Annotated in this window: 18 protein-coding genes and 2 tRNA genes; 15 read left to right on the forward strand and 5 right to left on the reverse strand. The window is 58.9% G+C overall.

Going from position 1 to position 20,473, the window contains the following annotated elements; genetic code table 11:
- Positions 1 to 90 precede the first annotated feature (90 nt).
- A complete protein-coding gene (gene dnaJ / locus AB6K10_RS05220) occupies positions 91 to 1,245 on the forward strand; it encodes a molecular chaperone DnaJ (RefSeq protein ID WP_159340785.1) in 1,155 nt (384 codons plus the stop codon).
- A gap of 62 nt (positions 1,246 to 1,307) precedes the next feature.
- On the opposite strand, the gene AB6K10_RS05225 is transcribed toward dnaJ, so the two are convergent.
- Positions 1,308 to 2,300, reverse strand: coding sequence for an HNH endonuclease (locus AB6K10_RS05225; RefSeq protein ID WP_339118122.1), 993 nt, complete (start codon positions 2,298 to 2,300; stop codon positions 1,308 to 1,310).
- Positions 2,301 to 2,428: 128 nt separating this feature from the next.
- Between AB6K10_RS05225 and AB6K10_RS05230 the strand changes: the two genes are divergently transcribed.
- Entirely contained in the window at positions 2,429 to 3,331 is a 903-nt protein-coding gene (locus tag AB6K10_RS05230; protein ID WP_285264215.1) for a DMT family transporter, read from the forward strand.
- Here the strand turns inward: AB6K10_RS05230 and AB6K10_RS05235 are convergent.
- The 3 genes from AB6K10_RS05235 to AB6K10_RS05245 are packed head-to-tail and all read right to left on the reverse strand — an operon-like array spanning position 3,309 to position 6,236.
- A complete protein-coding gene (locus AB6K10_RS05235; protein WP_159340787.1) occupies positions 3,309 to 4,058 on the reverse strand; it encodes an ABC transporter ATP-binding protein in 750 nt (249 codons plus the stop codon). The genes AB6K10_RS05230 and AB6K10_RS05235 overlap by 23 nt on opposite strands.
- The gene (locus AB6K10_RS05240; RefSeq protein WP_339118123.1) at positions 4,052 to 5,119 is read right to left on the reverse strand and encodes an iron ABC transporter permease; all 1,068 of its coding nucleotides are present in this window, start codon (positions 5,117 to 5,119) and stop codon (positions 4,052 to 4,054) included. The genes AB6K10_RS05235 and AB6K10_RS05240 overlap by 7 nt, the downstream gene beginning before the upstream one ends.
- On the reverse strand, positions 5,109 to 6,236 hold the full coding sequence (locus AB6K10_RS05245; RefSeq protein WP_339118124.1) for an ABC transporter substrate-binding protein: 1,128 nt from the start codon (positions 6,234 to 6,236) through the stop codon (positions 5,109 to 5,111). The genes AB6K10_RS05240 and AB6K10_RS05245 overlap by 11 nt, the downstream gene beginning before the upstream one ends.
- 251 nt (positions 6,237 to 6,487) lie before the next feature.
- On the opposite strand from AB6K10_RS05245, the gene AB6K10_RS05250 reads away from it, so the two are divergent.
- From AB6K10_RS05250 to greA, 5 genes are all read left to right on the forward strand, one after another.
- Entirely contained in the window at positions 6,488 to 6,769 is a 282-nt protein-coding gene (locus AB6K10_RS05250; RefSeq protein WP_139527961.1) for a DUF2218 domain-containing protein, read from the forward strand.
- A gap of 113 nt (positions 6,770 to 6,882) precedes the next feature.
- Positions 6,883 to 7,689, forward strand: a complete 807-nt coding sequence (gene dapB, locus AB6K10_RS05255) for a 4-hydroxy-tetrahydrodipicolinate reductase (RefSeq protein ID WP_253019174.1) — start codon at positions 6,883 to 6,885, stop codon at positions 7,687 to 7,689.
- Between the two features lie 400 nt (positions 7,690 to 8,089).
- Positions 8,090 to 9,235 carry a glutamine-hydrolyzing carbamoyl-phosphate synthase small subunit gene (gene carA / locus AB6K10_RS05260; RefSeq protein WP_305948011.1) on the forward strand — a complete coding sequence of 382 codons (1,146 nt, stop codon included), beginning with the start codon at positions 8,090 to 8,092 and terminating at the stop codon, positions 9,233 to 9,235.
- Positions 9,236 to 9,310: 75 nt separating this feature from the next.
- Positions 9,311 to 12,541 (forward strand): carbamoyl-phosphate synthase large subunit, encoded by a 3,231-nt coding sequence (carB, locus tag AB6K10_RS05265; RefSeq protein ID WP_159340792.1) that lies wholly within the window; start codon positions 9,311 to 9,313, stop codon positions 12,539 to 12,541.
- Positions 12,538 to 13,014 carry a transcription elongation factor GreA gene (greA, locus tag AB6K10_RS05270; protein WP_139527965.1) on the forward strand — a complete coding sequence of 159 codons (477 nt, stop codon included), beginning with the start codon at positions 12,538 to 12,540 and terminating at the stop codon, positions 13,012 to 13,014. The genes carB and greA overlap by 4 nt, the downstream gene beginning before the upstream one ends.
- Before the next feature lie 102 nt (positions 13,015 to 13,116).
- Here greA and yhbY read toward each other — a convergent pair whose 3' ends face one another.
- A complete protein-coding gene (gene yhbY, locus AB6K10_RS05275) occupies positions 13,117 to 13,443 on the reverse strand; it encodes a ribosome assembly RNA-binding protein YhbY (RefSeq protein WP_062360548.1) in 327 nt (108 codons plus the stop codon).
- Between the two features lie 114 nt (positions 13,444 to 13,557).
- Here yhbY and rlmE point away from each other — a divergent pair, with 114 nt between their 5' ends.
- The 8 genes from rlmE (at position 13,558) to AB6K10_RS05315 (ending at position 20,359) form a co-directional block, all read left to right on the forward strand.
- Positions 13,558 to 14,205 (forward strand): 23S rRNA (uridine(2552)-2'-O)-methyltransferase RlmE, encoded by a 648-nt coding sequence (rlmE, locus tag AB6K10_RS05280; RefSeq protein ID WP_159340793.1) that lies wholly within the window; start codon positions 13,558 to 13,560, stop codon positions 14,203 to 14,205.
- Positions 14,206 to 14,419: 214 nt separating this feature from the next.
- Positions 14,420 to 16,417 carry an ATP-dependent zinc metalloprotease FtsH gene (gene ftsH / locus AB6K10_RS05285; protein ID WP_159340794.1) on the forward strand — a complete coding sequence of 666 codons (1,998 nt, stop codon included), beginning with the start codon at positions 14,420 to 14,422 and terminating at the stop codon, positions 16,415 to 16,417.
- Positions 16,418 to 16,520: 103 nt separating this feature from the next.
- Positions 16,521 to 17,432, forward strand: a complete 912-nt coding sequence (gene folP / locus AB6K10_RS05290) for a dihydropteroate synthase (RefSeq protein WP_339118125.1) — start codon at positions 16,521 to 16,523, stop codon at positions 17,430 to 17,432.
- Between the two features lie 2 nt (positions 17,433 to 17,434).
- Positions 17,435 to 18,784 (forward strand): phosphoglucosamine mutase, encoded by a 1,350-nt coding sequence (gene glmM, locus AB6K10_RS05295; RefSeq protein WP_339118126.1) that lies wholly within the window; start codon positions 17,435 to 17,437, stop codon positions 18,782 to 18,784.
- A gap of 128 nt (positions 18,785 to 18,912) precedes the next feature.
- Complete coding sequence (gene tpiA, locus AB6K10_RS05300; RefSeq protein ID WP_159340797.1) at positions 18,913 to 19,662, forward strand: triose-phosphate isomerase; 750 nt, start codon at positions 18,913 to 18,915, stop codon at positions 19,660 to 19,662.
- 4 nt (positions 19,663 to 19,666) lie between these two features.
- On the forward strand, positions 19,667 to 20,026 hold the full coding sequence (gene secG / locus AB6K10_RS05305; RefSeq protein ID WP_139527971.1) for a preprotein translocase subunit SecG: 360 nt from the start codon (positions 19,667 to 19,669) through the stop codon (positions 20,024 to 20,026).
- Between the two features lie 34 nt (positions 20,027 to 20,060).
- A tRNA-Leu gene (locus AB6K10_RS05310) sits at positions 20,061 to 20,147 on the forward strand.
- Positions 20,148 to 20,282: 135 nt separating this feature from the next.
- Positions 20,283 to 20,359 (forward strand) — tRNA-Met (locus AB6K10_RS05315).
- The last annotated feature ends 114 nt before the right edge of the window (positions 20,360 to 20,473 follow it).

A 20,473-nucleotide genomic window follows, 5' to 3' on the forward strand; every position in this document is an offset into this window, starting at 1 on the left:
GAAAGCGGTGACGCGGGAGGCAACTCCCGCGTTGCTGTTTCCGCGGCCGAGACGCCTATAGTGCGTAGCTAACCAGGAGGCGTAGGACCCATGTCCAAACGCGATTATTACGAAGTCCTGGGTGTCGAAAAAGGGGCCGATCAGAAAGAGATCAAAAAGGCCTATCGCCGTCTGGCGCAAAAATTCCACCCTGATCGAAACCCGGACGATAACACCGCAGCGGAAAAATTCCGTGAAGTGTCGGAAGCCTACGAAGTCTTGAGCGACGGCGAGAAGCGCGCGGCCTACGACCAGTTCGGTCATGCCGGTGTGGATGGCCAGGGCGGCGGCTTTGGCGGCGGTGGCTTCGGTGGCGGCGGCGCTGGCGATTTCAGCGACATCTTCGGCGATGTGTTTGGCGATATCTTCGGTGGCGGCGGTGGCCGTCGTCGTGGGCCCAACGCACCCGCACGGGGTTCCGACCTGCGCTACAACCTAGAGCTGGATCTAGAGAGCGCGGTGGCGGGCACCACGGTGGATATTCGCGTCCCGCGCCATATCGAGTGTGACCGCTGTGACGGCGGCGGTGCCGAGCCGGGTTCCACCAAAGAGACCTGCCCCACCTGCCACGGCCACGGTCAGGTACGTATGCAGCAGGGCTTCTTCGCGGTTCAGCAAACCTGCCCGACCTGTCACGGCAGTGGCCAGCACATCAAAGTGCCGTGCCACAAATGTAACGGCGAAGGCCGCGTGCGTGAAACCCGCACGCTCTCGGTGAAGATTCCGCCGGGTGTGGATACCGGCGACCGTATTCGTCTCAACGGCGAAGGCGAGAGCGGCGTGAACGGTGGCCCGGCGGGCGATCTGTACGTTCAGGTTTCCATCAAGCCGCACCACATTTTCAAGCGTGACGGTAAACACCTGCAGTGCGACGTGCCGATCAATTTCGTCGATGCAGCACTCGGTGGCGAGTTGGAAGTGCCCACGCTGGATGGCCGCGTGAAGCTGAAGATTCCGCCGGAAACCCAAACCGGCAAACTCTTCCGCCTGCGTGGCAAAGGCGTGAAGCCCGTTCGCGGTGGCGCCCCCGGCGACCTGCTGTGCAAAGTAGTGCTGGAAACGCCCGTCAACCTCAACGACGAGCAGAAAGACCTGCTTCGCCAACTGCAAGAGAGCTTCGATGGCAGCAACAGCCACAGCCACTCGCCGAAGAAAACCGGTTTCTTCGACAGCGTGAAGAAGTTCTTTGAAGAGATGAAGCCGTAAGAACCCAGAGCGCTTTGAGGTAACAGCCCCAGCACCCCGGTGCTGGGGCTTTTTTATCTGCATCAACGCAGCAGGTGATCCATCCGCCACGACAAAGCCAGCGGATCAGGCTGGCTGTGCTTAGCTCTGGGGAGTATGACCGCTTGGCCATCCAACTGATGAAGCCATGCGTTGTCTGGCATCAGTTCATCAAGAGTGGGGCTGACATGCCACTTATGATCGGGGCCAGGGGCAATCAGGTAGTTGTCCATTGCCCAGTGCAAGTTCGGTGTTAGTGCTAACCCGTTGGAGGGCCGGTCATCGAAGCTCTCGGCAAAGGGAATCAAGTGAGCGGCCTCCACGAGGTAGCGATAGTCTGGTGTAATAAAGCGTAAACGAGTGGCCGCACAGCGATAGTCGTAAGCTTCCAGCACCAACATGCGAAATGCTGCAGAGCGTGCCTGCTGTTGAGCATTCTCTGTTACCTCGCCAACTAAGCGATCAGTTTGTTTCTCGTACTCGCCACTAGCAAAAGCGTTATTTAAGTAAACATTGAGATCGTTTTGCTGGTCAGAGCGAGCGAAATAGTGCGTCACGATGAGGGCGCAGGCCGAACGGGCGGTCGATGGATCTTGAAAGGCATTGAATAACGCTGGATCAAGCGTTGCCTCGGTGAACAGTGTAGAGAGCTTTTTAAGTGATTTCGGCTGCCCGATGCTGTCCGCGACATTGGCAATACTGCTCTCGAAGTTGGGTTCCCAAAGAGCACCTGTAACTCCTTGATCGCTCTTTAAGTGCCAAAGCGGTAAGTGAGGGTTGGCGGCATGCCGATCGCCGGTGGCTATCTCATACAGATCGAAATAGCGCGCAATTAAACGATCATCAATATACACCTGGGGTGTTGAAATATGGCCGCGTTGAATTTCGCATAGGATTGCGAGCAATAAGCAAGGTTTATTCGCTGCCAATTGGCCCCGGCTTCGGCCAACGCGGAGGTTGGTCAGGCAGGTGAGCGTTACATCTTCCATTTTGTTCTCAAGTTCGGTTAAACCTGCGAAGTATTGTCTTGTGCTCAATAACGACCTTCTTGCCAAAAATGATCCACATAGAAGGTACTGGATGCGTTAATGACACGTATTTTACGTCACAATAACAGCATCCGCTTATCAATCGCTGGACGCTAACGAATGAAGGAAGTCACCTAATGCCTTTGGATGCTGTTGATCGCCCCTACGTAGGGATTTGGCTGCGCGTGCTGTCGGGGGTGCTGTTTACGGGCATGCTGGTGTGTATCAAAGCCGTGAGCGATGAGGTGCCGGTGGGGCAGTCGGTATTCTTCCGTTCGCTGTTTGCGCTGTTGCCGATCGTGGTGTTTCTGGCCTTACGCCGGGAGTTTCCTCAGGGGTTGGCGACCCGTCGGCCGTTGGGCCATGCCTTGCGTTCAGGATTGGGCGCGGCGGCGATGTTTGCTTCGTTTGCCGCCGTCGCGGTGTTGCCGGTGGCCGAGACCACGCTGCTGGCGCAGTTGACGCCTATTTTTATGGCACTAGGCGGTGTACTGCTGTTGGGCGAGCGCTTTACGTGGGTGCGTGCGCTGGCCATGGGGCTGGCGATGGGGGGAATGGCCGTATTGGTGTTGCCGAACGTGGGCGGTGCTTCCCAGTCGGGCCAGCTGGTGGGCTATCTATTGGCGGTGCTGAGCGCGGTGCTAACGGCGGGCGCGTTACTGACCGTGCGGCGCATTTCGCGCACGGAAACGGCAGGCGCTATCGCATTTTACTTCATTTTGGTGTCGGCCTTGGCGGGGCTGGCGACGCTGCCGCTGGGCTGGGCAGCGTTACGCCTAGAGGTGTTGAGCCTGCTCGTGCTGGCGGGGCTGTTGGGCGGGGCGGCGCATATCGCGATGACGCTGGCATTTCGCTATGCCGAGGCGTCGCGGTTAGCGCCGTTCGAGTACCTCGCCTTGCTATGGCCGGTGTTGGCGGATTGGTTGCTATTCGATATTCCGGCCTCGCACCACTTCTTCTTGGCGCTGCCTTTGATGCTGGGCGGTGTCGTCTTGGCGGCGTTAGAAGGTAAGCGCCTTAAATGGCCTCTTCGACGATAAGCTGAGGCCGCCCTTTCGAGCAGGGCTCGATGCGAGCGTTCACGTGGTAAACGCTGCGCAGCAGCTCGGGGGTAATGACGTCCTCCGTGGCGCCGCAGGCGATCAACCTGCCTTGTTCCAAGACCATGGCGTGATCGGTAAAGCGCAGGGCGTGGCCAATGTCGTGTAGGGCGACCAGGATCAGCATTTGCCGCTCGTCGGCTAGGCGTCTCAGTACGCTCAACAGGCTAATTTGCCGGTTGAGATCGAGCGCGGACGTGGGCTCGTCCAGCATGAGGATTTCAGGCTCCTGCACCAGCGCCTGGGCGGCGCTCACTAGCTGGCGCTGGCCGCCGCTCAAATCGCCGATGTCACGCTCGGCCAGCGCGCTAATGTTCAGCTCGGCAAGCGCTTTGTCCACTTGGGCAAGGTCGTCGGCTTGTACCGTCAGGCTACGCCCTTGCATGCGGGCCAGCAGCACGGACTCATACACCGATAAGACGGCTTTGGCACCGGTGTCCTGGGGCATGTAGGCCACGGGCCGCTCGGCGGTGGTGTGCGAAATGAGCACGTCGCCGCTGCCTTTCAGCAACCCCAGAATGCGACGGAACAGTGTCGATTTGCCTGCCGCGTTGGGGCCAAGCAGCGCCACGACTTGCCCGCCTTGAAAGCAGGGCGTGGAGATGTCGTGAACAATGGTTTTGCGCCCATAGCGGGCGCACACGTTCTTGAGCTGTAGCGTTACCATGCGGCCTTCTTGTGATTGAGCACGAGGAAAAGGAAGAAGGGAATGCCCACGAGCGACGTGATGATGCCGATGGGAATGATGGTGCCGGGAATGATGATCTTCGACAGCACCGACCCCACCGAGAGAATCAGCGCCCCGCACAGGGCCGAGCCGGGCAGGAAGAAGCGCTGATCTTCGCCCAGCAGCATACGGGCAATGTGCGGGCCCACCAGGCCAATGAAGCCAATCGTACCGACGAAGGCAACGGCGATGGCGGCCAGCAGCGACACAAGCACCAATACCTCTAGGCGCAGCGCGCGAGGGTTAACGCCCATGCTCTCCGCTTTGGCATCCCCTAAACGCATGGCGGTGAGCGCCCAGCCGTGGCGTGCCAAAAGCGGCATTACCAGGGCGAGTACGCCAAGCGCGATCCAGAACTTTGGCCAGGTGGCTTTGGTGAGGCTGCCCATCGTCCAGAACACCACGGCAGCCACGGCCTCTTGGCTGGCAAAGAACTGGATCAGCGCCATCAACGAGTTGAAGATGAACACCATCGCAATGCCGAGTAGTACGATGGTTTCCACGGTGACGCCGCGTTTGAGGCTCAGCGCGTGAATTAAAAACGCGGTGAACATGGCCATCAGAAACGCGTTGATGGGCACCACGTATTCGATGGCGGTGGGGATGATAGCCACGCCAAAGGCCAAGCCCAGGGCAGCACCAAAGCTGGCACCTGCGGAAATCCCCAGCGTGAACGGGCTGGCGAGCGGGTTGCTGAGGATGGTCTGCATCTGCGCGCCCGCCACCGAGAGGCTAGCCCCTACGACGATGGCCATGAGCGCGACCGGCATACGAATGTCCCACAGAATGACTCGCGCCTGCTGGCTGACGGCATCGGGAGTCACCAGCGCAGCGATCACCTCGGCCAAGCTGAAACGGGCGGGGCCGAGTGCCAAATCCACACAGAGACTGAGCAGCAGCGCGAGGGTCAGCCCCACCAGAATCAGCTGTCGACGCCACACTTGAGCGCGATAGAACGTGCGTCCGGCGGTTGGGTGGGCGACGTTGGCATTACTCATCATGAAGCGTTATCCAGTAGCCGGGCTGATAATCGATCGGCAGAAACCGGTCGTGAAGCTCTTCCAAGGTAGCTTCGGGGTCTAAATCTTCAAACAGCTCGGGATGGAACCACTTGGCTAGCTGCTGTACGGCAACGAAGTAGTAGGGGCTGTTATAGAACTGGTGCCAAATCGCGTGAACGTTCCCTGTCTCGACGGCGTCGATGCCGGTCATGGCGGTGCGGGTCGTTAACGCTTGCAGTTTTTCCCGTGCCTGCGCCTGATCGGCGCCGGGACCAACACCAACCCAGTCACCGCCTGGCACGTAGGCATCCCAACTGCCGCCCGTGACCACCACGTGCTGCGGGTTGGCGGCGATGATTTGCTCGGGGTTGAGGTTGCCAAAGCTGGCGGGGATGATGCCGTTGGCGATGTTGGTGCCGCCTGCCAGCGTCACGTACTCGCCAAAGTTGGCAGGGCCGAAGCTCATACAGCACTCATCCGAATAGCCGCCTGCACGATCGACGAAGACCCGTGGTCGTTCGGGATTGGCTTGCTCGATGACCTCCGTAACCCGGGCGAGCTGCGCTTCGGCAAAGGTGATGAACTCCTCGGCAGCGGCCTCGTCGTTCATCAACTGGCCGATCAGGCGCATCGATGGAATGGTGTTCTCGATGGGGTCTTCGCGGAAGTCCACGTACACGATGGGAATGTCCAGTTCCGCGAGCTTGTCATCGTAGGCGGCATCCTCGGTGGCTGCTTTTGCCTCGATGTTCATCAGAATCAGGTCAGGATTCAGCGACGCCGCTTGTTCGACATCGAAGGTGCCATCTTTGAAGCCTCCAAAGGTGGGAATCGAAGCCATCTCGGGGAAGCGCTCTAAGTAGCGCTGGTAGTTGTCAGGGTCTGCTTGTGAAAAGTCTTCTCGCCAGCCCACCACGTGGGCCAGTGGTGCGTCGGGTTCGAGCATGCCCAGCAGATAGATTTGCCTGCCTTCGCCCAGGATGACGCGTTCGGCAGGGGCGTCTAGGGTGATCTGTCGGCCAGCAATATCAGTGACCGTGATGGGTGCCGCGATAGCCGACGCGCAAACGAGAGATGTCAGCGCACCGACGAAAGGAAGAGAGAGACGTAACAGCATAGTGGCATTGGTTACCTGAGTTCTTTAGCGTCTACGCTAACGATGAATGTTTAATCAAACATAGATGTTGATGTTAATTGCTATTCTCATGTCGGCATTATCCTCAAAAGCGGGAAAGGTGTCGAGGTAAGCGATAAGCGTTAGCGTTGAGCAACACGCCGTTGCAACGAATTCTCATTCGTTGCTTGGCTCTTGCGGGGGCGGCGATTAGGCTAGTAGGGCATCACGTCTGTCGACTTGGAGAGAACCGCATGCCTTTATCCCGAGCAGAGATTGCCACCCCATCCGGCGCGCGGTTGATCAACCGCCTGTGCAAGCACTGGGCCCATAAACTTGAGGTGGAATACACCGAGCAGGACGCCAAAATCGTGTTTGCCAGCGGTACCTGCCTGATGCACGCCGAGCCAGAACGGCTGCTGGTCTCTATCGAAACCCTCGAAGAGGAGCACCTGGACCAGCTCGAAGGCGTGGTCGAAAGCCATTTGGTGCGGATGGCGAAAGACGAACCGCTAGAGATCGTCTGGGAAAATTGAAGTGATCGAGGGGCGGCGGCGTTAGCGCCGCATCGGCCGGGTGGTCTGTTATAATCGCGGCCACCCTTTTTGTTTCTAGATTGATGCCAAATAGCGCACGCGTAGGAGTTTCCATGACCCGAATTGCCATTGTAGGCGTAGCTGGCCGCATGGGCCGCACGTTAGTCAACGCCGTCGAGCAAGAAGCCGATGCCTCCCTGGCGGGCGGTATCGTGGAGCCGGGCAGCTCCTTGGCCGGTGCCGATATCGGCGAGCTGGCGGGCGTAGGCAAGCGGGGCGTGGTGGCGGTCGATTCGCTCAGCGCCATCGTCGATGACTTCGACGTGCTGATCGACTTCACCGCACCGCAGGTGACGCTGGCGAACCTGGCATTCTGTGCCGAGCACGGTAAGCGCATCGTGATCGGCACCACCGGCATGAACGATGACGAACTGGCCGAGCTGGATAGCTACCGCGATAAAGTCGCCATGGTCTTCGCCCCCAACATGAGCGTGGGCGTGAACCTAACGCTGAAACTGCTGGAAACGGCGGCCAAAGCGCTGGGTGATGAAGGGTACGACATTGAAGTGATCGAATCGCACCACCGCCATAAAGTCGATGCGCCTTCCGGTACGGCCATCAAAATGGGGGAAGTGGTCGCGGAAAGCCTAGGCCGCACCCTAAAAGAGCACGGTGTGTTCGAGCGGGTAGGGCAGTGCGGCCCGCGCACCGACAAAGAGATCGGCTTTGCGACCGTTCGCGCAGGCGATATCGTCGGTGAGCATACCGTGATGTTCGCCACCGAAGGCGAGCGCATCGAGATTACCCACAAGGCCTCAAGCCGCATGACCTTTGCCAAAGGCGCTGTGCGCGCCGCTCGCTGGGTCGCCAGCCAGCCTCATGGCCGCTACGACATGCAAGACGTCTTGGAGCTTCACTGATTGGCAAAGCGTTCTTTACCCTACGCTGAAAATTAAGGGCTAGCCGACGGTCGGTAAATCCTGTAACATTCCAAAAATTTTGGCCGAGTGGCTTTCAATAGCCAGTAAAACGCCTGCAGCGAATGTCTGTGGTAGTCGATGTCAGTGGAAAGTGAACCACGCTTGTTGCACTGGCCGTTAGGTTAGAGAAAAGAGTCAGCGAACTGCTGCGCCATGGTCACGACCGTTATGGTGGCATGGATGAGAACAACAAGCGGGATGAAACCGATGTTTTTATTGTCGGCTTCGTCCCGCTTTTTTACGACCCGACGTTTGCACGCAAACGCCGACAACCGGATCGCCGAGCCTGCGCCCACAGGCTCCCACCAGCATGGGAGAACTTGTCTTGAATAACCCCGCATTGAGCAAACCCGCGATATTAGCCCTGGAAGATGGCAGTGTGTTTCATGGAACGGCCATTGGCGCGGATGGAGTCACAAGCGGTGAGGTGGTGTTCAATACAGCCATGACCGGCTACCAGGAAATCCTCACCGACCCCTCTTACACCCGCCAAATCGTCACCCTGACTTACCCGCATATCGGCAATACCGGTATTAATTCCGAAGATGTGGAGTCCGCCTCCATTGCGGCAGCGGGCCTGGTGATTCGTGATCTTCCCCTGCTGGCCAGCAGCTTCCGCTCCGAGCAAACCCTCTCTGATTATCTGAAAAGCCAAAACGTGCTAGGCATTGCGGATATCGATACCCGACGCCTAACGCGTATTTTGCGCGATAAAGGTGCCCAGAACGGCGCGATTCTGGCAGGTGCCGATGCAGAGGGCGACGATGCCGTCGAGCGGGCGCTGGCAGCGGCGAAGGCGTTTCCGGGCTTGAAGGGCATGGATTTGGCCAAAGAAGTCTCTTGCAAAGAGGCTTACGAGTGGTCGGAAGGCGAGTGGACCTTGGGCGAAGGCTACGCGGATGCGAGCCAGGGCGAGCGCCCCTACCACGTGGTGGCGTTCGATTACGGCGTGAAGTTCAACATCCTGCGCATGCTGGCGGCGCGGGGCTGCCGCTTGACCGTGGTGCCGGCGCAAACGCCTGCGGCAGAGGTGCTGGCGATGAACCCGGACGGCGTGTTCCTGGCCAACGGCCCCGGCGACCCCGAGCCCTGTGACTACGCGATTAAAGCGATCCGGGAAGTGTTGGAAACCGACACGCCGGTGTTCGGCATTTGCTTGGGCCACCAGCTGCTGGCGCTGGCCTCCGGTGCCAAAACCGTCAAGATGGGCCACGGCCACCACGGTGCCAACCATCCGGTACAAGACCTGGATACCGGCACGGTGATGATCACCAGCCAGAACCACGGCTTTGCGGCCGATGAAGCGACCCTGCCGAGCAACGTACGTGCCACGCACCGCTCGCTGTTCGACGGCACTCTGCAGGGGATTGAGCGTACCGATCGTCCGGCGTTTAGCTTTCAGGGCCACCCGGAAGCCAGCCCTGGCCCGCGCGATGTAGCGCCGCTGTTCGATCGCTTTATCGCCATGATGCAGGCGCGCCGCTAGGTTCGCCGCGCTGCCTCTCATTGCCTAGTTACGCCGTTTTGATGCTCATCGTCACCACTTTTTGCGGGAACCGTTATGCCTAAGCGTACCGATATCAATAGCATTCTTATCATTGGCGCTGGTCCGATCGTCATCGGCCAGGCCTGCGAATTCGACTACTCCGGCGCCCAGGCGTGTAAAGCCCTGCGCGAGGAGGGGTACCGGGTTATTTTGGTCAACTCCAACCCGGCCACGATCATGACCGATCCCGCCATGGCCGATGCTACCTACATCGAGCCGATTACCTGGCAGGCGGTCGAGAAAATCATCGAAGCCGAGCGTCCTGACGTGATTCTGCCCACCATGGGTGGCCAGACCGCGCTGAACTGCGCGCTCGATCTGGACAAGCACGGCGTATTGGCCAAGTACGGTGTCGAGATGATCGGTGCCAATGCCGATGCCATCAACAAAGCCGAAGACCGCGATCTGTTCGACAAGGCGATGAAGAACATCGGCCTGGAGTGCCCCAAAGCGAAAGTGGCGCACACCATGGACGAGGCGTGGGAAATCCAGGCGGAGCTTGGCTTCCCGACGATCATTCGCCCCTCCTACACCATGGGCGGCTCCGGCGGCGGTGTGGCGTACAACAAGGAAGAGTTCGAAGAGATCTGCACCCGCGGTTTCGAACTGTCCAACAACCACGAGCTGCTCATCGATGAATCGCTGCTGGGTTGGAAAGAATACGAAATGGAGGTGGTGCGCGATAAGAACGATAACTGCATCATCGTCTGCGCGATCGAAAACTTCGACCCGATGGGCGTCCACACCGGCGACTCCATCACCGTGGCACCGGCGCAAACGCTGACCGATAAAGAGTATCAGATCATGCGCGACGCCAGCCTCGCGGTGCTGCGCGAGATCGGCGTGGAAACCGGCGGGTCGAACGTTCAGTTCGGTATGGACCCGAAGACTGGCCGCATGGTCGTCATCGAGATGAACCCCCGCGTCTCCCGTTCGTCGGCGCTGGCCTCGAAGGCCACCGGCTTCCCGATTGCCAAGATCGCGGCGAAGCTGGCGGTGGGATATACCCTGGACGAACTGCAGAACGACATCACGGGCGGCCAAACCCCAGCGTCCTTCGAGCCGTCCATCGACTATGTCGTTACCAAAATTCCGCGTTTTACCTTCGAGAAGTTTCCCCAAGCGAACGATCGCCTGACCACCCAGATGAAGTCGGTGGGCGAGGTGATGGCGATTGGCCGTACGTTCCAAGAATCGCTGCAAAAAGCGCTGCGTGGCATGGAAACCGGTAACGACGGCCTCGACCCGATCATTACCGAGTTCACCGATGACGCCATGGCCCAGATCAAGGGCGAGCTGCAGGCGGCAGGGGCCGAGCGTATCTTCTTCGTGGCCGACGCCATGCGCGCGGGCATGAGCGTGGACGACGTGTTTGCGCTGACCAATATCGACCGTTGGTTCCTGGTTCAGCTGGAAGACCTGATTCTGACCGAAGCGGCGGTCTCCAAGCGCGCGTTGGCGGATCTCTCCGCTCGCGAGCTGTTCCAGCTCAAGCGCAAGGGCTTCTCGGATGCACGTCTAGCGAAGCTATTGGGTGTGTCCGAAAAAGAGTTCCGCAAGACTCGTCAGGCAGCCAATATCCGTCCGGTCTACAAGCGCGTGGATACCTGCGCTGCCGAATTTGCGTCGGACACGGCCTACATGTACTCCACCTACGAGGAAGAGTGCGAAGCGGACGTGTCTGATCGCCAGAAAATCATGGTGTTGGGCGGTGGCCCGAACCGTATCGGCCAGGGTATCGAGTTCGATTACTGCTGCGTTCACGCCGCCTTCGCCATGCGCGATGACGGCTACGAAACCATCATGGTCAACTGCAACCCGGAAACCGTCTCTACCGACTACGACACCTCTGATCGTCTCTACTTCGAGCCGGTCACGCTGGAAGACGTGCTGGAAATTGCCGATAAAGAGAAGCCGGTGGGCGTGATTGTACAGTTTGGTGGTCAAACGCCGCTGAAGCTGGCCCGCGAGCTGGAAGCTGCAGGCGTGCCGATTATCGGTACCACGCCGGACGCCATCGACCGCGCTGAAGACCGCGAGCGCTTCCAGGTGATGATCGACAAGCTCGGCCTGAAACAGCCGCCCAACGCCACTGCGCGCAGTTTCGAAGATGCCTTCGCCAAAGCCGAAAAAATTGGCTACCCCCTGGTCGTGCGCCCGAGCTACGTCCTGGGCGGCCGGGCGATGGAGATCGTCTACGACGCCTCCGAGCTCGAAAACTACATGACCAACGCGGTGAAGGTCTCTAACGACTCGCCAGTACTGCTGGATCACTTCCTGAGCGCCGCGGTGGAAGTGGATATCGATGCAGTCTCTGACGGCCAGCAGGTCGTAATTGGCGGTATCATGCAGCACGTCGAGCAAGCGGGCGTTCACTCTGGCGACTCTGCCTGCGCGCTGCCGCCTTACTCGCTGCCTGCCGACGTGCAGGACGAGATGCGCGAGCAGGTCAAGAAAATGGCCGTGGAGTTGGGCGTCAAAGGCCTGATGAACGTGCAGCTGGCGTGGCAAGATGGTGAGATCTACGTGATTGAGGTCAACCCCCGCGCCTCGCGTACCGTGCCGTTTGTTTCCAAGTGCATCGGCACCTCGCTGGCCCAGATTGCTGCGCGCTGCATGGCCGGTAAAACCCTCGCCGAGCAGGGCTTCGAGCGGGAAATCGTGCCGCACTTCTACAGCGTCAAAGAAGCGGTCTTCCCGTTCAACAAGTTCCAGGGCGTTGACCCGATTCTCTCGCCGGAGATGAAGTCCACCGGTGAAGTGATGGGCTCGGGCGATACCTTCGCTGAAGCCTTCTTCAAGGCGCAGCTAGGCGCGGGCGAAGCGATCCCGGCGCTGGACGGCGACCGTAAAGCGTTCCTGTCGGTGCGTGAACCTGACAAGCAGGGGATTATCGAAGTGGCCCGTTCTCTGCTAACATTGGGCTTCACACTTTGTGCAACACGCGGTACGGCAGCGGCCATCGAAGCCGCCGGGCTACCCGTGGAGCACGTCAATAAAGTCTACGAAGGCCGTCCCCATATCGTCGATCTGCTGAAGAACGACGAAATCGCCTACATCGTGAACACTACCGAAGGTCGTCAGGCAATTAACGACTCTTCGATCATTCGCCGTACTGCTCTCGCGCGCAAGGTGCCCTATGCGACCACCTTGGCGGGCGCTAATGCTGTTTGCATGGCGCTAGAGTACGGTAGGGAGATTACGGTGCGGCGCCTTCAGGATCTGCATGCAGGAGCAAGTCAATGAACAAGGTCCCGATGACGGTAGCGGGAGAAAAAAGCCTTCGCGAAGAGCTCAACCACTTGAAGGGCGAAGAGCGCCCCCGAGTGATTGCGGCCATCGCCGAAGCGCGTGAACACGGTGACCTCAAGGAGAACGCCGAGTATCACGCCGCCCGCGAGCAGCAGGGGTTTATTGAAGGTCGTATCCAGGAAATTGAGAGCAAGCTTTCGGGCGCCCAGGTGATCGATGTCACCAAGCTGCCGAAGACCGGTAAGGTGATTTTTGGAGTGACCGTGTCGCTCTTGAACCTGGATAGTGATGCCAGCGTTACCTATCGCATTGTTGGCGAAGATGAAGCCGACATTAAAGCGGGTCGTATTTCGGTCACTTCACCCATTGCGCGCGCGCTGATTGGTAAAGAAGAGGGCGATGTGGTGGTGGTGAAAACGCCCGGCGGCGACGTTGAGTACGAAATTGAGAGTGTTGAACACCTCTAATGCTGTGCAGATAGCGCCATAAAAAAGGCCCGATGCAGGTAGCTGCTTCGGGCCTTTTAGCTTAGCGGCGCTTGGCGCCGTGTCAGCATAGTGCTGTGCGCGTTAGTGCCGCCCGTGATGGTTCTCGAAGCGGGTAACGTTGGAGAGCTTGGGGTTAGCCTTTGGGTTGCGGCGATAAAGCAGCGCCATTTTGCCAATGGTTTGCACCAGCTCGGCGTTGCTGTCAGCCAGCAGCTCGTTGATCATCGCAGCGCGGTCATCCCGTTCGGGTAGGGCGAGCTTTACTTTGATCAGCTCGTGATCATTGAGCGCGCGGCTGAGTTCTGCGAGCAGATTTTCGGAGACGCCGTTCTCAGAAACGGTGACCACGGGGTTCAAATGGTGGCCAATGCTACGAAATGCTTTCTTTTGTGCCTGTGACAAGCTCATGGTATCTTGCGGTATCCCGGTTAGCGCTTAACGTTCCATCTTACGGTGAAATGCCGCTAAGTGAAAGCAATCACGTGAACGCGCCCATCTCTTATTCCAGTGTCAGATTCCCACATGCAGCAAAAGCCCCCAAGCCGTAAACATTCAGTGAGCAAAACCAGCAACAACTGGAAGAAAGAACACTTCGACGACCAGTATGTGAAGCAGAGCTGGCAGGATGGCTACCGCTCTCGGGCGAGCTACAAGCTGCTAGAGTTGGACGAGAAAGATAAGCTGTTTCGCAACGGGATGACGGTCATCGACCTCGGCGCTGCCCCAGGTGGGTGGAGCCAAATCGCGGCCGAAAAAGTCGGCCCGGAAGGGGTCGTCATTGCGTCGGACATCTTGGAAATGGACGCTCTGGCCGGTGTGGACTTCATTCAGGGCGATTTCACCGAAGAGAGCGTGCTCAATGCGATTCTCGAACGTTTGGGAAATCGTCCGGTAGACCTTGTTATGTCGGACATGGCCCCCAATATGAGTGGTATGGCAGCCATCGATCAGCCCCAGGCCATGTATCTCGTCGAGCTGGCATTGGAACTGGCCCGGGAAACGCTTTCACCCAAAGGCCGTTTTTTGGTCAAGGTCTTTCAAGGCGAAGGGTTCGATGCGTATCTAAAAGAGCTGCGCGGCAGTTTTGACCGTGTGGTCACTCGTAAGCCAGACGCCTCGCGTGCGCGCTCTCGGGAAGTCTACTTTTTAGCGGAGGGCTTTCGCGGTTAACCAGGGCTGGCAAGGCGCTGGCGCAATAGCAAAGATTTATCACCGCGATTGCCAGACAGGCAAGCGCAAGGTGTGTCACATTAGGCACAATGGACGAGCGTGACACAGATGGCCCAACGCCCAATGGGCTTTGGCAATGGTTGAACGTTAAGCTCTAGTGTAAGGTCAGAGTATTAGCGGTTAACTGACGGATTCTTGTAATGAGGGTAGCCCCTTGAACGATATGGCGAAGAACCTGATTCTGTGGTTGGTCATCGCGGCCGTTCTACTGACAGTGTTCAATAATTTCAGTACGGAAAGCGCACCGCAGACCACGAACTACTCCCAGTTCGTGCAACAGGTGCAAAATCAGCAGGTACGTAGCGTCACCATCGATGGCTACACCATCACCGGTGAGCGCACGGATGGTTCGCAGTTCCAGACCATTCGCCCAGCAGCGGAAGACCCCAAGCTGATGGACGACCTGCTCAGCAATAACGTCACCGTGGTCGGTAAGGAGCCAGAGCAGCAGAGCATCTGGACACGTCTGCTGATCGCCAGCTTCCCGATTCTGCTGATTCTGGCCATCTTCATGTTCTTCATGCGCCAAATGCAAGGCGGCGCTGGGGGCGGTAAAGGCGGCCCGATGAGCTTTGGCAAGTCCAAAGCGAAGCTGCTCTCTCAGGACCAGATCAAAACCACCTTTGCCGACGTGGCAGGCTGTGACGAAGCGAAGGAAGAGGTCGAAGAGCTGGTCGACTTCCTGCGTGACCCGACCAAGTTCCAGCGCCTGGGTGGAACGATTCCCCGTGGCGTTCTGATGGTGGGCCCGCCCGGTACCGGTAAGACACTGCTGGCCAAGTCCATTGCGGGCGAAGCCAAAGTGCCGTTTTTCTCGATTTCTGGTTCCGACTTCGTCGAGATGTTCGTCGGTGTGGGCGCGTCTCGCGTTCGCGATATGTTCGAACAGGCCAAGAAGCAGGCGCCCTGCATCATCTTCATCGATGAGATCGATGCCGTTGGCCGTTCGCGCGGTACCGGCATGGGGGGCGGCAACGATGAGCGTGAGCAAACGCTGAACCAGCTGCTGGTGGAAATGGACGGCTTTGAAGCCAACGAAGGCATCATCGTCATCGCCGCCACCAACCGTCCGGACGTTCTCGACCCGGCGCTGCTGCGCCCCGGTCGTTTCGACCGTCAGGTCACCGTTGGTCTGCCAGACATTCGAGGCCGCGAGCACATTCTGGGCGTTCACCTGCGCAAGGTGCCGCTGGCCGATGACGTCAAGCCGCAGCTCATCGCACGCGGTACGCCTGGCTTCTCGGGGGCTGATCTCGCAAACCTGGTGAACGAAGCTGCTCTGTTTGCCGCACGCCGTAACAAGCGTTTGGTGGGCATGGATGAGCTTGAGCTTGCCAAGGACAAGATCATGATGGGCGCAGAGCGCAAATCCATGGTCATGACCGACAAAGAGAAGCTCAATACGGCTTATCACGAAGCGGGCCATGCGATCATCGGTTTGGTCATGCCCGAGCACGACCCGGTCTACAAGGTGACGATCATTCCCCGTGGCCGCGCGCTCGGTGTGACGATGTTCCTACCCGAAGAAGATCGCTACAGCCTGTCGCGTCAGCAAATCATTAGCCAAATCTGCTCGCTGTTTGGTGGTCGTATCGCCGAAGAGATGACATTGGGTGCCAACGGTGTCACGACCGGTGCTTCCAACGATATCAAGCGGGCGACCGAATTGGCCCATAACATGGTCGCCAAGTGGGGGCTCTCGGATGAGATGGGTCCGATCATGTACGACGAGGACGAGTCTCACCAGTTCCTCGGCGGCCCAGGCCAAGGTGGCGGCAAGCTGAAGTCGGGCGAAACCACGACGCGGCTCGATAAAGAAGTGCGCAAGATCATCGATGAGTGCTACGAGCAGGCGCGTCAAATCCTGCATGACAACCGCGATAAGCTGGATGCCATGGCAGAAGCGCTGATGAAGTTCGAAACCATCGATGCCAACCAGTTGAAGGACATCATGGAAGGTCGTGATCCTCGTCCGCCGGAAGGTTGGAACGACGGTGACTCCTCCGGTGGCGGCATGCGTGTCAGCGATGACAAGCCCGACACCAAGGCAGACGATCAAGCGTCGAACGCATCGAGCGACGATGGTGAAGAGGATGACGACGAGCCTCGTCGTCGGCCCTCCGATCCGCTGGGCGGCCCTGCCGGCCCCTAGGCCACGCAGGTCGCGCAGCCAAAGGCGTCCCCAATGGGGGCGCCTTTTTGTTATGCTGTGAGGCAGTGACAGTTACGTTTCATTTTTGATTTTAGGCGGCAGCATGACTCCGAACGTTGACCCTTCATCGCCTTCACGCCAAGCAGAGAGTGCGTTGCAGCTGCGCTGTGGGCGCCATACGCTTGATCTTTCATTCCCGCGCGTCATGGGAATTTTGAACGTCACGCCGGATTCGTTCTCCGATGGCGGTCAGCATGTCGCGCTGGACGATGCGCTGCGCCATGCCGAGCATATGCTGGCCGAAGGGGCGGCGATGATCGACGTGGGCGGCGAATCGACCCGTCCCGGGGCAACGCCGGTTTCCGAGCAGCAGGAGCTGGATCGGGTCGCGCCGGTGGTCGAGGCGCTGGTGCGTGAACTCGATGCGTTGGTCTCGGTGGATACCAGTAGCGCCACGGTGATTCGTGAAGCCAGTGCCTTGGGCGCAGGCATGATCAACGATGTGCGGGCCCTAGAGCGCGAGGGTGCTCTGGCCGCCGCCGCCAGCAGCGGCTTGCCCGTATGTTTAATGCATCGTCAGGGTGAGCCCCAGAGCATGCAGCAAGCGCCGAGCTACCGCGACCCCGTCGAGCGTGAAGTGGCCGCCTACCTTACTGACCGCATCGCTGCCTGCGAAGCCGTCGGCCTGCGCCGTCAGCGCTTGCTGATCGACCCAGGGTTTGGCTTTGGTAAAACCGTCGAGCACAACCTGCGGCTGCTGAAGTATATGGACTCGCTGAGGGCGCTGGAACTTCCCATTCTGGTTGGCATGTCACGCAAAAGCATGATCGGTAAAGTGCTGGGACGTCCTGTGGAAGAGCGGCTAGCCGGTGGCTTGGCGCTGGCGGCCATGGCGGTGGAGCGTGGGGCGAGCATCTTAAGGGTGCATGATGTAGGGCCAACGGTGGATGCCGTGAACATGGCGTGGGCGGTGCTGCAGGAAGGCTGTGAGCCGCCCGTGGATAAGGAACTTTGATAATGACAAGACGCTATTTTGGTACCGACGGCATTCGCGGTACCGTGGGGCAAGCGCCCATTACGGCCGACTTCATGCTCAAACTGGGCTGGGCGGCCGGGCAGGTGTTGCGCCGTGAAAAGGGGCGTACTCGCGTGTTGATCGGTAAGGATACGCGGATTTCCGGTTATATGTTCGAATCTGCGTTGGAGGCCGGTCTGTCGGCGGCCGGGGTCGATGTGTCGCTGCTCGGGCCAATGCCCACGCCGGGCATCGCCTACCTGACGCGCACCTTCCGTGCCGACGCCGGTATCGTGATTTCGGCGTCGCACAATCCGTTTGACGATAACGGCATCAAGTTTTTCTCTGCGGCAGGCAAGAAATTGCCAGACGAAGTGGAAGACCGCATCGAGACGATGCTGGAAGCGCCGCTCAGCACTGCCGATGCGGCGCAGTTGGGTAAGGCGACGCGCATCGATGACGCCGCTGGTCGCTATATCGAATTCTGCAAATCGACGCTGCCGGACCGGCTGAGTCTGCACGGACTGAAAGTGGTATTGGATTGCGCTCATGGGGCCACTTACCATATCGCCCCCAGCGTGTTTCGCGAGTTAGGCGCGGAGGTGAGCGTGATCGGTGCTGCGCCGGACGGCTTGAATATCAACCATCAAGTTGGCTCGACGCACCCGGCGGCGCTACGCGCGGCGGTCATCCAGCAAGGCGCCGATTTGGGGGTCGCCTTCGATGGTGACGGCGACCGCGTACTGCTCGTTGATGCCGATGGCCGCGAAGTCGACGGCGACGATATTCTCTACTTGATTGCTCGCGACCGCCACGAGCGCGGGCTGCTGGACGGCGGCGTGGTCGGCACGCTGATGAGCAATTTCGGCCTTGCCATGGCGCTGGATCGGCTCGGCATACCTTTCCAGCGTGCCAAGGTAGGTGACCGCTTCGTCATGGAAATGATGGCCGCCAACGGATGGGAGCTGGGCGGCGAAGCCTCTGGGCACATCGTTTGCGGTCACGTGCAGACCACAGGCGACGGCGTCGTATCGGCGCTACAGGTGTTGGCGCTGATGGTGCGCGAGCAGAAACCGTTGCCCGCCCTGTTGAAAGGGCTCGAAAAAGTGCCGCAATCGCTGGTCAATGTGCGCCTGCCCGCAGGATCGAATGCCAGCGACGTGATGATGGCCCAGCCGCTTCTCGATGCCGTGGCCGCCTTGGAAGCGGAGCTGGGTGACCAGGGGCGGGTGCTGCTGAGGCCATCGGGCACCGAGCCTTTGATTCGTGTCATGGTCGAAGGGCGCGCACATCTTGACGTCGATCGCTTGGCCCATAAATTGGCGGGCCAAGTCGAGGCGCTGCTTGGCTAACGATTTCGAAAAGTGGGAGCCGCTTTAGTGCGAAAAGCGCGCTGTGCCTGCGATTGGCCGTGCAACAGCGGTTGTCTTGACAAGGCGGCTCCTATACCATTTCGCTCCACCTTGAGTGAGGATTCTCCATGCGTACGCCATTGATTGCCGGCAATTGGAAAATGAACGGTTCCAAGGCGCTCATCGACGCGTTTGGCCAAGCCTTTGCGTCAGCGGCGCTGCCCACGTCCATCGACGTGGTCGTGATTCCGCCGTTTCCCTATTTAGACGCTGCGCGTCAGGCGTTTAGCGGCACGCCGTTGCAGTTAGGGGCGCAAACGCTCAACCCCCACCCCGCCGGTGCGCATACCGGCGAAGTGAGCGGCGGTATGCTCAAAGAGGTTGGCGCGGCTTACGTACTGGTGGGACACTCGGAGCGTCGGCAGCTCTACCGTGAAAGCGATGAGCAGGTGTGTGATCGTCTATTGGCGGCGCTGGACGCCGGGCTTACGCCGATTTTGTGTGTGGGCGAAACGCTGGAAGAGCGCGATGCGGGCCACACGATGGACGTTGTGTTAGGCCAAGTAGGCTATATCATGGATCGCCTATCGCCTGCACAGCGCTTGCAGGTCGTCATTGCCTACGAGCCTGTTTGGGCCATTGGTACTGGTCGCACGGCGACGCCAGCGCAAGCGCAAGAGGTCATGGCAGGCATTCGTGCCTATCAGGCAGGGTTTGATGCGTCGCTTGCTGAGCAGCTGACACTGCTTTACGGCGGTAGCATGAACGCAAGTAACGCGGCTGAGCTGCTGGCTCAGCCGGACATCGACGGCGGTTTGGTGGGCGGTGCCTCGCTCAAAACCGACGATTTCTACGCCATTTGTCAGTCAGCAGGATAACTCCATGCAAGTTGCAATTCTTATGGTTCACGTGGTGATTGCGGTCGCCTTGGTTGTACTCATCCTGCTTCAGCAGGGTAAAGGTGCCGAAGCAGGCGCGGCCTTTGGTGGCGGTGCATCGCAAACGGTCTTTGGTTCACGGGGTAGCGGTAACTTTCTTTCCCGCACGACCGGTATTTTGGCCGCAGGCTTTTTCGTGACATCGATGGCGCTGGCGTACTTTGCCACTCAGGCAGGCCAAGCACCGGAAGCCGGTATTCCCGATGCGCGAATGATCGAGCAGCAGCAAAACATTCCAACGCTTGACGACTCCCCTGCAAGTATGGATAATACCGCGCCAGTGCTAGAGGAAAGCAGCGAGTAACATCTTGATGTCGCTTTCTTTAGCCTCCCCTGATGCCGAAGTGGTGGAATTGGTAGACACGCTATCTTGAGGGGGTAGTGACCTTACGGTCGTGCGGGTTCAAGTCCCGCCTTCGGCACCATCTGATTCGCTGGTTTACCAGCTTCCCAGAATGTCAGGATTGGCACCTGAGACGTAAGACGCATTTGAAACAAGTGCTCGGAATGAGTTCTTGACGTAACCTCTTCAAGTGTCTATTATCGTCGACCTAGATTGATGCGGGGTGGAGCAGTCTGGTAGCTCGTCGGGCTCATAACCCGAAGGTCATCGGTTCAAATCCGGTCCCCGCTACCATTTAGTTAGTAACATGGCATGTCTACAAGTGATCAAGATTGTACTTGGTAAGACAGCGAAAAGTTCGCGACATGTTGCTAGAATGGTACTACAGGTTTCTTTCAAAAAGCCCCT

It is taken from the genome of Halomonas sp. BMC6 (assembly GCF_964204995.1).
GTDB lineage: Bacteria > Pseudomonadota > Gammaproteobacteria > Pseudomonadales > Halomonadaceae > Vreelandella.

Bases quoted from the DNA above. Each gene is read 5' to 3' on its own strand.
- dapB (WP_253019174.1), top strand. From the start codon at position 6,883: ATGACCCGAATTGCCATTGTAGGCGTAGCTGGCCGCATGGGCCGCACG.
- greA (WP_139527965.1), top strand. From the start codon at position 12,538: ATGAACAAGGTCCCGATGACGGTAGCGGGAGAAAAAAGCCTTCGCGAA.
- rlmE (WP_159340793.1), top strand. From the start codon at position 13,558: ATGCAGCAAAAGCCCCCAAGCCGTAAACATTCAGTGAGCAAAACCAGC.
- AB6K10_RS05245 (WP_339118124.1), bottom strand. From the start codon at position 6,236: ATGCTGTTACGTCTCTCTCTTCCTTTCGTCGGTGCGCTGACATCTCTC.
- AB6K10_RS05235 (WP_159340787.1), bottom strand. From the start codon at position 4,058: ATGGTAACGCTACAGCTCAAGAACGTGTGCGCCCGCTATGGGCGCAAA.
- AB6K10_RS05240 (WP_339118123.1), bottom strand. From the start codon at position 5,119: ATGATGAGTAATGCCAACGTCGCCCACCCAACCGCCGGACGCACGTTC.
- glmM (WP_339118126.1), top strand. From the start codon at position 17,435: ATGACAAGACGCTATTTTGGTACCGACGGCATTCGCGGTACCGTGGGG.
- yhbY (WP_062360548.1), bottom strand. From the start codon at position 13,443: ATGAGCTTGTCACAGGCACAAAAGAAAGCATTTCGTAGCATTGGCCAC.
- tpiA (WP_159340797.1), top strand. From the start codon at position 18,913: ATGCGTACGCCATTGATTGCCGGCAATTGGAAAATGAACGGTTCCAAG.
- AB6K10_RS05250 (WP_139527961.1), top strand. From the start codon at position 6,488: ATGCCTTTATCCCGAGCAGAGATTGCCACCCCATCCGGCGCGCGGTTG.
- secG (WP_139527971.1), top strand. From the start codon at position 19,667: ATGCAAGTTGCAATTCTTATGGTTCACGTGGTGATTGCGGTCGCCTTG.
- dnaJ (WP_159340785.1), top strand. From the start codon at position 91: ATGTCCAAACGCGATTATTACGAAGTCCTGGGTGTCGAAAAAGGGGCC.
- carB (WP_159340792.1), top strand. From the start codon at position 9,311: ATGCCTAAGCGTACCGATATCAATAGCATTCTTATCATTGGCGCTGGT.
- AB6K10_RS05230 (WP_285264215.1), top strand. From the start codon at position 2,429: ATGCCTTTGGATGCTGTTGATCGCCCCTACGTAGGGATTTGGCTGCGC.
- folP (WP_339118125.1), top strand. From the start codon at position 16,521: ATGACTCCGAACGTTGACCCTTCATCGCCTTCACGCCAAGCAGAGAGT.